At 49.1% G+C, this 13,132-nt stretch carries 15 protein-coding genes; 6 read left to right on the top strand and 9 right to left on the bottom strand.

The genetic code is table 11. The features are described from left to right. Positions 1–4: 4 nt before the first annotated feature. On the bottom strand, positions 5–844 hold the full coding sequence (locus AAGQ96_RS12090; protein WP_342753666.1) for a sugar phosphate isomerase/epimerase family protein: 840 nt from the start codon (positions 842–844) through the stop codon (positions 5–7). Between the two features lie 235 nt (positions 845–1,079). On the opposite strand from AAGQ96_RS12090, the gene AAGQ96_RS12085 reads away from it, so the two are divergent. Next, positions 1,080–1,733, top strand: coding sequence for a DUF533 domain-containing protein (locus AAGQ96_RS12085; protein WP_342753665.1), 654 nt, complete (start codon positions 1,080–1,082; stop codon positions 1,731–1,733). Between the two features lie 154 nt (positions 1,734–1,887). Next, positions 1,888–3,951, top strand: a complete 2,064-nt coding sequence (locus tag AAGQ96_RS12080) for a prolyl oligopeptidase family serine peptidase (RefSeq protein WP_342755556.1) — start codon at positions 1,888–1,890, stop codon at positions 3,949–3,951. Here AAGQ96_RS12080 and exoX read toward each other — a convergent pair. The 3 genes from exoX to AAGQ96_RS12065 form a co-directional block, all read right to left on the bottom strand. Continuing rightward, positions 3,948–4,610 carry an exodeoxyribonuclease X gene (gene exoX, locus AAGQ96_RS12075; protein ID WP_147198423.1) on the bottom strand — a complete coding sequence of 221 codons (663 nt, stop codon included), beginning with the start codon at positions 4,608–4,610 and terminating at the stop codon, positions 3,948–3,950. The two genes, AAGQ96_RS12080 and exoX, sit on opposite strands and share 4 nt — an antisense overlap. A 27-nt stretch (positions 4,611–4,637) precedes the next feature. Further along, on the bottom strand, positions 4,638–5,381 hold the full coding sequence (locus AAGQ96_RS12070; RefSeq protein WP_342753664.1) for a carbon-nitrogen hydrolase family protein: 744 nt from the start codon (positions 5,379–5,381) through the stop codon (positions 4,638–4,640). An 82-nt stretch (positions 5,382–5,463) separates the two neighbouring features. After that, positions 5,464–5,694, bottom strand: coding sequence for a DNA polymerase III subunit theta (locus AAGQ96_RS12065; protein ID WP_147198421.1), 231 nt, complete (start codon positions 5,692–5,694; stop codon positions 5,464–5,466). Between the two features lie 161 nt (positions 5,695–5,855). Here AAGQ96_RS12065 and yobA point away from each other — a divergent pair, with 161 nt between their 5' ends. The 3 genes from yobA to AAGQ96_RS12050 are packed head-to-tail and all read left to right on the top strand — an operon-like array spanning position 5,856 to position 7,495. Beyond that, positions 5,856–6,221 (top strand): CopC domain-containing protein YobA, encoded by a 366-nt coding sequence (gene yobA / locus AAGQ96_RS12060; RefSeq protein ID WP_342753663.1) that lies wholly within the window; start codon positions 5,856–5,858, stop codon positions 6,219–6,221. 1 nt (position 6,222) lies between these two features. Then, positions 6,223–7,104: a copper homeostasis membrane protein CopD gene (gene copD / locus AAGQ96_RS12055; RefSeq protein ID WP_342753662.1), complete on the top strand. Its 882-nt coding sequence runs from the start codon at positions 6,223–6,225 to the stop codon at positions 7,102–7,104. A 52-nt stretch (positions 7,105–7,156) separates the two neighbouring features. Further along, positions 7,157–7,495: a YebY family protein gene (locus AAGQ96_RS12050; protein WP_147198418.1), complete on the top strand. Its 339-nt coding sequence runs from the start codon at positions 7,157–7,159 to the stop codon at positions 7,493–7,495. A gap of 585 nt (positions 7,496–8,080) precedes the next feature. Here the strand turns inward: AAGQ96_RS12050 and AAGQ96_RS12045 are convergent. Both AAGQ96_RS12045 and AAGQ96_RS12040 read right to left on the bottom strand, forming a co-directional pair. Beyond that, on the bottom strand, positions 8,081–8,362 hold the full coding sequence (locus AAGQ96_RS12045) for a hypothetical protein (RefSeq protein ID WP_342753661.1): 282 nt from the start codon (positions 8,360–8,362) through the stop codon (positions 8,081–8,083). 132 nt (positions 8,363–8,494) lie between these two features. Beyond that, positions 8,495–8,818 (bottom strand): hypothetical protein, encoded by a 324-nt coding sequence (locus tag AAGQ96_RS12040; protein WP_342753660.1) that lies wholly within the window; start codon positions 8,816–8,818, stop codon positions 8,495–8,497. A 1,070-nt stretch (positions 8,819–9,888) separates the two neighbouring features. Here AAGQ96_RS12040 and AAGQ96_RS12035 point away from each other — a divergent pair. Then, a complete protein-coding gene (locus AAGQ96_RS12035; RefSeq protein ID WP_342753659.1) occupies positions 9,889–10,362 on the top strand; it encodes a hypothetical protein in 474 nt (157 codons plus the stop codon). Between the two features lie 51 nt (positions 10,363–10,413). On the opposite strand, the gene AAGQ96_RS12030 is transcribed toward AAGQ96_RS12035, so the two are convergent. The 3 genes from AAGQ96_RS12030 to ycgZ all read right to left on the bottom strand — a co-directional run bounded on the left by AAGQ96_RS12030 (position 10,414) and on the right by ycgZ (position 13,009). Next, entirely contained in the window at positions 10,414–12,060 is a 1,647-nt protein-coding gene (locus tag AAGQ96_RS12030; RefSeq protein WP_342753658.1) for a methyl-accepting chemotaxis protein, read from the bottom strand. Between the two features lie 133 nt (positions 12,061–12,193). Next, a complete protein-coding gene (locus AAGQ96_RS12025; RefSeq protein WP_342753657.1) occupies positions 12,194–12,583 on the bottom strand; it encodes a VOC family protein in 390 nt (129 codons plus the stop codon). A 180-nt stretch (positions 12,584–12,763) separates the two neighbouring features. Continuing rightward, positions 12,764–13,009 (bottom strand): regulatory protein YcgZ, encoded by a 246-nt coding sequence (ycgZ, locus tag AAGQ96_RS12020; protein WP_147198373.1) that lies wholly within the window; start codon positions 13,007–13,009, stop codon positions 12,764–12,766. Positions 13,010–13,132 lie beyond the last annotated feature (123 nt).

The raw sequence follows: 13,132 nt of genomic DNA, 5'->3' as shown, positions 1-13,132 counted from the left end.
CGGGTTAATGAGTATGACTGAAAGAAGCGTCTCCGCAGCATGTCTTTAAAGCCTGCATGGCTTCTTTCGCGGCTGTCACCGGCGGCTGCCGATGGATTTCGTCATTGAAGACTTCCAGCCCTATCGGCCCGCTGTAGCCTTTCCCGGCCAGATAATCCAGTAACGTGTGCAGCGGAAAGTTGCCCTCGCCGGGTAATAAACGCTTGTGGCGGGCGGTGTCGATCAGATGCGCCTTATCAGGCTTTGTGGCCAGGTCGGAAAGCTGGACAAGGAAAATCTTCTCCATCGGAATGCCCTCCAGGTCAGCAACGGTACGGTCGAGCACAAAAATATGAAAGGCATCTACTACCAGACCCAAGTTTGGCTTATCTATACGCTGAACCAGCTGCCATGCGGCGCTGGTGGTATTGATATGCGTACTCCACGCCATCGCTTCATAGGCGACGCGCAGCCCCCGCTTTCCCGCTTCATCTGCTAACCAGCACAGATCTTCCTCTTCACGATCGGCAATGCAGGCATGATGCGTTGAAGCCGGCGTCAGGATTGTGGTGGCACCCAGTTTGAGAGCGGTATCCATCATTTCCACTGCTTCATCACGTTTAGCCTGACGCTGGTCATCCGGCGCGCCATCAAAATCCAGCAACACCTGGTAATCGGTTAGCAACAGTTTTTGTTGTTGAAACAATTCCGCCAGCTGCACTGCGCTACCGCTGGCCTGCTCCACATCCTGCCGCCAGAGCTCAACCTGGCTGAAGCCAGCCTGAGCGGCCGCCAGTAATTTCTCTTCCGGGCTGCCGCCCAACAAAACCGTATTGATAAACAGCGGGTTATCGTTAAAACGCATCCTTTTTTCCCCTTATCAAAATATGCAACATTCTCTTATCTGCCAGCCTTTCCAGATGCCGCCGCTGCACGTTGCAAAAGACGGTGAAAAGCTGACGGGCGAGCTAAGTATAGTGATTTGTTGAGATTTGCAGACGAAGTGCAGGAGCCGAAGGTTTTCCAGGCTTTGCCTGGCTTGACGCTTCTTGACGTGGAGCGCTCTATGCTGGTGACTTTCTTTCTGAAAGGAGCAGGTGATGAGTAACTGGCTACAGCAAATACAAACGGTACTGGGTAGCAGCAAGCAGGGCGGCAACGGCGGGGAAGGCCTGAGTAAGATGCTGGCGCCTGGCGCGCTGGGCGGTCTGGCAGGCATGCTGATTGCCAGTAAATCCTCCCGTAATCTGCTTCTGAAATACGGCAAAAATGCGCTGATTGTAGGTGGAAGCGCGGCGGCGGCGGCCGTTTTGTGGAATAAATATAAGCAGCGGGTTAACGAAACTCATCAAAGTGAAGCGCAGTTCGGTCAGCAATCATCGTCCGTCGACCGGCGTGCAGAACGACTGGTTCAGGCACTGGTCTTTGCGGCGAAAAGCGACGGCCATATTGATGGTCAGGAACGGCAGGCCATCGATGAACACATTCATCAGGCCGGTTTAGGTGCAGAAGGCGAAAAGCTGATCCAGCGCGCGATTAATATGCCGCTCGATCCAAAAATGCTGGCTGATGATGTAAAAAACGAGGAGGAAGCGCTGGAAGTCTATTTCCTCAGCAATCTGGTCATTGATGTGGACCACTTTATGGAGCGTAGCTATCTACAGGCGCTGGGCGATGAACTGAAAATCCCGCAGGATGTCCGTGACAGCATGGCAAAGGATATTCAGGCCGAGAAAGCCAAACTTCCCGCTTAATGTTTATACTGGTACTGAATTTAACCCGTTCCCCGGGTGGGGCGCAGCCACCCGATACCAATAATATTCCTCTGTTCGCTCGCTTTACCCTTGGCAATCATCCTTACAGCTGCCACCCTTACTCTATGTAACTGATTAAGCGGGGCCGAGAATGATAAAACCACCAGTCGCCAAAAAAATACCTTATGAGATGACGCTTCACGGCGAAACACGCGTCGATAATTACTACTGGCTGCGTGATGATGAACGCTCCAATACCGAAATGCTCGATTATCTCCATGCGGAAAATGATTACGGCAAAGCCATTATGCATACGCAGCAGGCGTTGCAGGATAACGTGCTGAAAGAGATTGTTGACCGCATCCCGCAACAGGACCATTCCGTTCCTTACGTGAAAAACGGTTTTCGTTATCAGCGCCGCTATGAAGAGGGCAACGAATACGCGCTTTACACCCGCCAGCCGGAACAGACCGCTACGCCGGATCAATGGGACATCCTTGTGGATGGTAATCAGCGTGCTGCCCACAGCGAGTTTTATACGCTGGGTGGCTTAGGCATCAGCCCCGATAACCAGACGATGGCGCTGGCGGAAGATTTTTTGTCTCGCCGCGTGTACGGTATTCGCTTCTGTAACCTGGCAACCGGCAGCTGGTATCCGGAAGTGCTGGAAAACGTCTCCTCCAGCTTTGTCTGGGCTAACGACAGCCAGACGTTTTACTACGTGCTGAAAGATAAACAGACGCTGTTGCCATGGCAGGTCTGGCGTCACCGGTTAGGCACTTCGCAGCAGGATGACGAGCTGGTTTATGAAGAGAAAGATGACACTTTCTATGTCAGCGTGCACAAAACCACGTCTGAACACTTTATCCTGATCGCGCTTGCCAGCAGCACAACCAGCGAGATTTTACTGCTGGATGCCGAATTCGCAGATGCTAAACCGCAGGTTTTCAGCCCGCGCCGTAAAGATCACGAATATACAATCGATCACTATCAGCACCACTTTTATGTCAGATCGAACCGCGAAGGAAAAAACTTTGGTCTGTACCGAACCGACCATTTCAATGAACAGGAGTGGGAGACGGTGATTGCTGCTCGCGACCATATCAGGCTGGAGGATTTCGCGCTGTTTGCAGACTGGCTGGTGGTGGAAGAGCGGCAGCGAGGGCTGACCAGTCTCCGGCAAATTAACTGGCAGACCGGAGAAGATTTCGGGATTGCCTTTGACGACCCGGCGTACGTCACCTGGCTGGCGTATAACCCCGATCCGGCGACCTCAAAACTCCGTTACGGTTATTCCTCAATGACCACGCCCGATACGCTGTTTGAAATGGATATGGACAGCGGAGAGCGCAGGATATTGAAGCAGTCTGAAGTAAAAGGATTTGATCCAAACCGTTACCGCAGCGAACATCATTGGATCAAAGCGCGTGATGGCGTGGAAGTGCCGGTTTCACTGGTTTATCATCGAGAGCATTTCAGGCCAGGAAAAAGCCCGATGCTGGTTTACGGATATGGTTCCTACGGCAGCAATATGGATGCCGATTTTAGCGCCAGTCGCCTGAGTTTACTGGATCGCGGCTTTGTTTACGCCCTGGTTCACGTGCGTGGCGGCGGAGAGCTGGGCCAGGAGTGGTATGAAGATGGCAAACTGCTGAATAAACTTAATACCTTCCATGATTTTATTGACGTCACTAATGCGCTGGTGGAGAAAGGGTATGGCAATCCTGAAAAGCTCTATGCGATGGGGGGAAGTGCAGGCGGCCTGCTTATGGGAGCCGTTATCAATATGGCGCCGTCACGCTTCCATGGCGTAGTCGCGCAGGTGCCTTTCGTGGATGTTGTCACCACCATGCTGGATGAAACTATCCCGCTGACGACCGGAGAATATGACGAGTGGGGCAACCCTGCTGACGAGCAGTACTATCGCTACATTCGCCAGTACAGCCCTTACGACTGTGTCAGCGCGCAAAGCTATCCGCATATGCTGGTGACGACAGGCCTGCACGATTCCCAGGTACAGTACTGGGAACCCGCGAAATGGGTGGCGAAACTGCGCGACATGAAAACCGATGAGAATCTGCTGCTGCTTTGCACCGATATGGATGCCGGGCATGGCGGAAAATCGGGGCGCTTTAAATCATACGAGGGCGTCGCGCTGGAATACGCATTCCTGATTGGCCTGGCTCAGGAGACGCTGACCACGGCCAACACACATTAATCTGCCGACAACGCCCGCTCCATTGCGCTGCGCAGGTCGGGTTTCAGATCCGGGATATTTTTCAGCATCCATTTGAGATAGCCCGGATCGCGCTTCACGACATCATCAATCCGGCTGCCGCGATACTTCCCGAAGGGAAAAGTGGCGCTGGAACCCCGAACCTGCATCCGGCGAACCATCTCAGCGGCATCCCAACCTGAAAATTCCATGATGCGGATCAGCAGCGCGGCGGTAACGTAGCAGTCATACAAAGCACGGTGAGCATGCAGCCCGGCAGGAGGGGTGACATTCAGCTGTAATGATTCACGCAGCGCCTGATTACCGTATTTTTTACCCGGCCACAGCCCACGCGCCAGCGTCATGGTGCAGATCCATTCCCCGTGCATTTCGGGCAGCATGCGGCGATCAAAGCTGGCATTGTGGGCCACATAATAAGGACTGCCGTGATAGCGACTGACAACCTGTTCTATTGGCGGCTTGCCCATCACCATCGCTTCGGTGATGCGGTGAATCGCCATTGCCTGACGACTGATTGGGCGATCCGGGCAGATCAAATCGCTCATCGGATTGACGATTTTGCCGTCAATCACGTCGACTGACGCCACTTCAACAATGCCACCCTGTAAACCACAGGTTTCGGTGTCGATCACGCGTAACATATTTCGTCCTTCTCAATAAACCAACGGCTAGCGTAACGAATGCACCTCTCCTTGCCAATCTTTACCTGTACGGCGGGCGATGACCAGCTGCTCGCCGTTGCCGCCCTGTACTACCCGGTTGCCGTTTTCATCCCATAACGCGCTTTTTCCGGCGCTCTGATAGCCGCCGGTAGGCAAGGCATGGTTGGCCATCATCACCGCCATTTTGTATTCACGGGACCAGCGGGCCAGGTACTCGCAATCCTTTTCGTAGCCGTTCTCAGAGAGCAAAACGCTGGTGGCATAAAGATTAGCGCCACGGCTGGCCGCATCGGCAGCGAACTCTTCTACCGCAATATCAGCACAGATTGCCAGCGCAACATTATGGTGCTGATAGCCAAACAGCGGCACGCTTTGACCCGCCTGGAAAAAAGCCTGCTCCTGAGGAACAAGGTTACGTTTGCAGTAAGCGAGACGCGTCCCTTCCGGCAAAAACGTCAGGGCGCTGAGGCGGATTTCATCCTCATACAGCAGCGGCAAGCCGGTCACGATAGCCATTTTATGCCGCGTCGCCGCCTCGGCTAACACATCCAGCCTGGCATCGTCGACAGGCATTGCCAGATCGCTGGCTATCTCCAGTTCGTAACCTGTGATGGACAGCTCCGGGAAAATAACCAAATCAACGCGCTTTTCAGCCGCCTGATTGATAAAGTCAAGATGATGCGAGATGTTCCAGTCAACATCTCCCGGACGCGAGCCCGATTGTGCAGCAGCGACACTCCAGACAGACATATATTCTCTCGTAGGACGGTTTAAGGCGATATCTCAACCGAAGCGGGAGGGAAAAACAAGCAAATTAAGCGAAATTCAGCGACTATTTTTGCCTCGGTTCGTAAGGTAAACGCGACAGACTCAGCGACGCCTGCCGGTAACTCGCCAGGCGCTGGCGGAACCATTCACGCAACGCCTCGGGCTGCTCGCGCTCCACCATTTCGGCTACAACTGGCATGTTATAACGCTCTTTGAAAGCCACGCCTGCCGCTGCCAAATCCACATTTACCTTGTCTTTCTCTTCCTGGGTCAGTTCGGCCAGATTGTAATTCATAAAAATCTCCTGATAATCGCCGCAAAAATAAAGCAGTCGCGAACGTTTCGCAAGCACGATGAGGCGCTCAGGCTGTTAACGACTCGACACCTTATTTTAAGCGGAGTATTCTTTCGGCCTTACCGCAGCTCAGGGCTGCTTTGGTCAGGATGATACGATTTATGCGTAAGTTCTCTATGGTTATGGCGCTGGCATTTGCCGCTGCCGCTTTCTCTCAGCAAGCTTCTGCTCACGCCCACCTCAAAAGCCAGTATCCCGCGGCGAATGCGAACGTTACTGCTTCTCCGCAGGCGCTAACGCTGACTTTTTCTGAAGATATCGAACCGGCTTTCAGCGGCGTGGAAATCACCGATGGTAACAATCAGGCTGTACCGCTGGCGAAAGCCGCCCGTGCGCCAAGAGAACATAATCAAATGATTGTGCCTTTGGAAAAACCGCTGACCAGTGGACATTATCAGGTCAGCTGGCACGTGCTCTCTGTGGATGGGCACAAAACGCAAGGGAACTATACCTTCAGCGTGAAGTGAGATGTCACTTAGCTTCTTTTATATTCTCTGTCGCTGGCTGCATTTTACTGCGCTGATGACGCTTGCTGGCGGCAGCCTTTATACCGCGCTGCTGGCTCCTGCACGCTTCAGAGAAACGCTCACTGGCCGGTTCCACCGTTTGCTCACTCTCAGCGCGTGGACTGCGCTGACCACTGCGATTCTGCTGCTGGCTGCGCAGACCGGGCTGATGGGCAACGGCTGGCAGGATATCAGCAATCTCAGCGTCTGGCGGGCGGTAGCGCAAACGCGCTTTGGTCAGGCATGGCAATGGCAACTGCTGATGGCCGCCGTTAGCGTTGCCGCGCTTCTGTTAAAAGGACGCTTACAACAACTGACGTGGTTGTTTAGCGCAGCAGGACAGTTGGCCGGCCTGGCTTTTGTCGGGCACGCGGCCATGCTGGATGGCGTGGCAGGCGGCATTCAGCGAGGGATCCAAGTCGTACACTTACTCTCCGCGGCCTTCTGGGCGGGGGGGCTGTTGCCGGTACTGTTATTGATGCGTGAGGCGAGGCAGCTGGCGACGCGTTATGATGCTATCCGTACGATGATGCGCTTTTCCAGCTGGGGGCATCTTGCCGTCGCGCTGGTGATTATTACCGGTATGCTTAACGCGATGATACTGCTTCCCGAATGGCCTCCGACCCATTTGCAACCTTACACTATGCTGCTGCTCGCCAAGACATTGTTGGTGATGACGATGTGCGGCATCGCGCTCTATAACCGCTATTCACTGGTGCCGCGTTTTCAGCGTAGCGGCGCGCGGGCGCAGCACACTTTTATGCTTACCACGCTGGCAGAAGTTTTTTTGTCTGCGCTGGTATTGCTGCTGGTCAGCGTCTTTGCCACGCTCGAACCCGCCTGATTTTATTGACCGCCTGGTGCACAGGCGTTATTCAGAGAGAGATCGTAATATCATGAAAAAATTGGCCAGTTTATTGATCGCATTAAGTTTTTGTTCCAGCGCGATGGCGGCGGAAATCATCACCGTCAGCCGTTTTGAAATGGGAAAAAACAACTGGGCGTTTGATCGGGAAGAGGTGATGCTCACCTGTGCGAAGGGCGGCGCGCTTTTCGCTATCAATCCCAGTACGCTGGTGCAGTATCCGCTGAACGACATCGCGATGCAGCTGGTAAAAAGCGGACGGGCGAAAGCTCAGCCGATTAGCGTGATTCAGATTGACGATCCTCAGCAGCCGGGCCAGAAAAAGAGCCTCGCACCCTTTATCGAGCGCGCTCAAAAGCTGTGTGACTGACTTGTGCTCTGCCGCCGCGTGACTATTTACGCGGTAGCAGATCCCTCCGGGTATTTCCCAGCCGTAATCATTTCTGCCGTTACGATCACAGAGTCATCATCTTCCTCTGGCCCTGTTTACAACTGGCTGGAAAATCCTCACGTCTGTACTACCTTTTAAAGGGCAAGGCGACATCGCCTGCATAAATGCCAACTTTTAGCGCACGGCTCTCAACGAGCCATTTCCCTGGACCAAAGACAGGAATCGTCTTTGGTCTTTTTTTTGGATTGGTGACGGCCTCTTGCACGCTCCGGCGTAAATACGTATCTCAAGCCAGGCGGGATTATCAAAAAAATGTACGGCATAAAGCATTTAAACTCCCTGGCTATATAAATCGGTGCCAATATTTTTTGTGTTAGCATTTTTCACTTTTTAACTGGTAATTAACTTAGCGAAAAGTGACATAAATAAAGTCCAGGGCGATGCGAAGGGGGGGTTATTTAAAATCTTTAACCCGTCTTAATAAAAGATGAAAGTTAAAAGTACGGCTCAGCATTCCTTTAGCTAAGCCGTAAATTAATTTTATTTTTACTGTGCATGGCACCTTTAGGCTGCTGTGAGGGATTTTTCTATCTTAATACTGCCAGCCTCACCTTCTGTTGGTTCAAAGGTTTTTTCATCTGCTGTCACTTCCCATTCACCTTTGTCTGTATAGATAACATTGAATGTATAATCTCCCTTTGATGCATCACAAAATCCTGCATTTTTTGAAGATGTTGTGAAATCCATTACATTTCCAGCTTCATAACTCCCAACCTGAACATAGAATTTAAGCTGAGGTTGAAAATCCATGTTGCTGTTAGGGCTTGCTTCGATGAAATTTGACATAATAACTTCACCACTGGAAGCCCTTACGGCTCAACCAGCATAGAAAACTTTATCGAAAGACCCATATGTCGGCGTCGATATTCTAAATGCACCCGCTTGTGTTTCTGGGTCATAAATAGCGTTTTCTAAATACTAATTTTCCTCATCATCCATCACCATATTGATAGAGTTATTTACTTCCTCGTTGTTATTAGGCGTAAGCTCAACAATTTTTATAGCCGATCTTTCGCCTGAGGGTTCATTTATTTTTGGTTCTGATTTGTTTTCTTGCACGCCACCATAATATTGCACATATATTCTAAACGTTAATATTTGATCGTTATAAAGTTTGCCGGTGTAAATGCTATTAACAAACGGAGTTTCGCCTCCTTCATATAAAGAAGGTTCTTGAAAGATAAATATATCTTTATCCATTTTGTTCATGTTAGTGACGTTAAGAGTGATTAACGTGGCCATAATACGCCTCCGGGGATTGAGTGGTTTGCTGATTTTTAACATGAAGTTACGATCGCAAAGCATCCAGTTGAGACAACAAAATGTTTAATTTAAAACAGGGCTTTTTTAAAACCCATTCACATTGATGAGTGTTATATGTGTTGTTTTTAATTGCCGCTGGTATTGAGGTTTGTTAAACAAGCCTGAGGTTGATTTATACTATTAACCATTTTTTAATAAAAGAAATAATTATATTTAAAGTAAAATGGTTCGGGACGATAAATTCAATTTGTCATTTATAAATTTTACGATTAATCATATCGATGCATTTAAGGTAAAGTCATGGTTAACCGCTGCTTTAAGAACTAACTTAGGTGCAGGAAATTATGTGATGGCGATCATATTTTAAAATATTAATGAATTTCATGATGCTGCGTCTTTCCCGGAGCGCGAGCAGCGATATTAAGCGTCTCGCTATTAAATTCATTCAGCCAGCGTTCCGCAAGCGCCTGTACCAGGTGACGTTTCAACCAGATAAAAATTCATATTTTTGTTCGAGACGACCCGTGAGGATCTTTGATAAAAGCTGCTTGTTTCTGTTTATCAGGCACAGCCACGGGATGTTGTGCCGTCTATCCAGGCCGCACTTTATCGCCTGCACCTTGCGGTAAGTAATTTTAACATTTTATCAACCTCACAACGGTGATTCGATGAACTGTGAAAATCTGCCGATAAAGTCCCAAAATTTCCTGACCAGTGCGATGAATAACGTAAGCCAAAAAATTAAGAAACAAAAAAGGGTAAATTAATAGCTGGAAAACTGATTGTTTATGGCTTTTGTTACATCGATCAATGTTTGATATCCAGTGAAATCATAACATTACAGCGCTTTGAATCCGTCTCAGATTTTTGGCCGATCTGAAAAGTTGCTGCTGTGTTAAAAATCAGGGAAGCTGGTAACGTATCAGCATTCCGGATAGAAAATTAGCATTCCAGGGAAAGTATTCAGCTCTCACTGTGGTGTTAATGCCATGCCCTGTAAGGGAACATTAAAGTTTAAAAGCTCTGTTTAGGATTAAATAAGGATATCCATGAAAAAGTTTTTTAGGTGGGTTTTTTACATCGTTGTTGCATTAATTTTACTTGGCTTCTTTGTTGGTAAAGATGAAAACGCTTCATCATCAGGCAGCACCTCTCAGGCAACCTCATCAAACTCAGCGGCTCAATCTGAAGCCTCGGCAGCGCAACAAAAACCGGTATATGAAACTACCGCTCGTAAGCTGTTCAATGCTTATGAAGAGAATGAAGTGGCAACGGATGAAGCGCTTAAAGGCAAGCGGGTTGCGGTAACAGGGATTGTGCAGTCGATTGATAAGGATTTCACCGATTCCATTATTATCAGTCTTAAAACGGATAACCAGTTTATGGCTGCGCGAATGGAAATGAAAGACTCCCAAAAAGCCGCCGCTATGTCGCTGAAGAAGGGAAACCAGGTTGTTATTGTCTGTGATAAAATGTCCCGGATTATTGGTGCACCCTCAGGACGCGATTGTACTTTTAATTAATTGAGCAAAAGGTGCTGATTACAACCGGGTAAACAGCACCTTTTTTACCGATTAGAAACTTTCCCAGCTTTCATCCTGTGTCGAGATAACTGGTTTTGCCGGACGTTTTACCGGCTGCTTAACGGGTTTTTCAGCCTGATGATTACCATATACTTCAGACATCAATTTAAACGATGACACCAGTTTACTGAGATTTTCGGCCTGATTCTGGAGTGAATGAGAAGCGGAAGAAGCCTCTTCAACCAGCGCGGCGTTCTGCTGGGTCACTTCATCCATCTGACCAATGGCCTGATGCACCTGTTCAATGCCACGGCTCTGCTCGGTAGCAGAACTGGCTATTTCGTTCACAATCGTTGCTACCTGCTTGATGGATTCGGTTACTTTTTCTGAGTTCTCACCCACGTTAGCAGCCTGAGCCGTGCCGTTCTCTACATGCTGTACAGAGGTAGTGATCAATCCTTTAATCTCACGGGCGGCAGAGGAAGATCGCTGTGCCAGGTTACGCACCTCGCTGGCCACGACGGCGAAGCCACGTCCATGCTCGCCGGCTCTTGCTGCTTCAACCGCAGCGTTAAGCGCCAGAATATTGGTCTGGAAAGCGATACTCTCAATCAGGCCGGTAATTTCCGAAATCTGGCCTGAACTTGTACGGATATCGTTCATCGTCAGCAGCATCGCCTTAACGGAGGCACCGTTCTCAACGGAAAGATTATTGGCGGTATTAGCCAGCGTGCTGGCTTCATCTGCGCTGAGCGAGTTGCTTTTAACCGTCTCACTGAGTGCCGCCATGCTGGCAGCCGTCTGTTCAAGCGAGGCAGCCTGTTCTTCAGTACGTGAAGAGAGGTCTTCGTTACCCGCAGCAATCTGCGATGAGCCGGTACTGACCGACAAAGCAGAGCTGTTAACGGATGATAATGTCTCAGAAAATTTGCCAAGGAGCTTATTAAAAGCAGATGCGGTTTTACCGATCTCATCCTGTTTAGTGTCATCAGCCCGACGGGTCAAATCAAGACTACTGCTCACCTCTAGCATGGTATTTTCAATATTAATTAAGCTTTTCCTGATGGTGGTAATGGTTCTGATCGCAAAGAAGCTTAATAAAATAATAATGAATGCCACACTGACGGACATAATCCAGATGGTTTTGGTATAAATCTCCTGGTTCTGGCCTTTCAGCGCGTTACCAATTTCGATATTCAATTCAATCTGTTTGTTTAAGTCGGCTGCCAGTTTTCTGCCGGCCTTGCCGATGCCGGTATCGCCCTGAAGCAGGGCTATTGTCAAAGCATGATTATGAGCACGTGACGCCTCCAAAAACGCAGGCAGCGCGGCACGAACGGCATCAATATCCTGATAAACCTGATTAGTGATTTGGCTGTCTTCCTCACTGGAAATATCATTATTTTTATAATAATCAGTGAGTTTCTTTAACTCGTCCAGAACGTTATTAATATTCTGTTCAGCTTCGGGGAATTTTTCATCATTAATTACGGACTGATGTTTATAAAGCAAGATGCCCAGACTGCTGGCTGCACTGATTGATTTGTTAAGATCCTTAATGCTTGGGATAGTATTGTTTTGCACGTATTCAAATCGCGACTGAAAGCCGGATATGATCGAGAACGAAACAAAGGCCAGGCTGCATAACGCCAGGGCCAGCATAGCAAATGTTAAAAAAAGACGCTGCGTAATGTTCATGCACACCTCAACCTGAGAGAGTTTAAGCTTAATAAGGCAATACTGCCTCCAGGTTGAGGTTATCGGCTTGCCTGAGCGTAACCTTAGCGCTCTGGGAATAGAAGCGGTAAAAAATTATGCTCCCCGGCCTCTGTTAAGACTGCTGTTCATCGTAACGTGACAATTCTATTAGATTTAAATCAGGATCTCGCACATAAACAGAGGTGATGTTGCCCCGGGCACCAGTACGCTTAACCGGGCCTTCAATGATGTCAGTATTTGTCGCTTTCAGGTGAGCGATGACCGCTTCAAGCGGCTGAGAGCAGATAAAGCACAGATCCAGCGAACCGGGAACGGGCAGGTGCGCCTTCGGATTAATTTCTTTCCCGTATTCATGAATATTAATTTTTTGCGAGCCAAACATGAAGGCCTGGCGATTTTCGCCAAAGCCGATTCTCTCCATACCCAGGATGCGCGTATAGAAATCCGTGCATGAAGCGATGTCGCGTGTCGTCAGTACAAGGTGGTCCAGATGATCAATCATAATAACTCCCTGCGATATACAGATTCAGAAAGTTACTAAGTTTATACAACGGCAGAAAAAATGTTAAATGCACCGCATCGCTGCGATTTCGCTGACATCAGCGCCGGGGAGCTCTGCTTACGAGGATAGTGGTTGATCACCCAGTGACTCCGGCACCTGCCAGCCGCGGGGCAAATAGTTTTACGCATATTGCGTAAATAACAGGCGAATCAGCTCCTGGTAATGTTTCTCTTCTTCTGCACTGCGGGCAACTTCCAGACGACGCAAAAGTTTAGTGCAGACAGATTTAAGGTTGAGGTACTTTCCTGCTCGCAAAATTTCAACAACGATACTCCCCAACGTTTCCTGCTGAGAAGGAAGGGAAGCGCTGCTAAAGTAATGGGCCATCTTGTTAACCGATAAGGCATGATATCCATTCTGCTGCATGCGTCATTCCTCTGCTGATCAAAAGTTGTCCGGGCGCGTATAAGGCCCGGTGAAGCATGTTTCTTATACTTGTACAGCTTTTTTCAGATTGTACAAAGCAATATTATAGAATTAATAAATTAA

The organism is Pantoea sp. MBD-2R (genome assembly GCF_039134845.1).
Lineage (GTDB): Bacteria > Pseudomonadota > Gammaproteobacteria > Enterobacterales > Enterobacteriaceae > Erwinia.
Note: the sequence above shows the minus strand (reverse complement) of the source record. Positions and strands in the feature narration are given on the sequence as shown.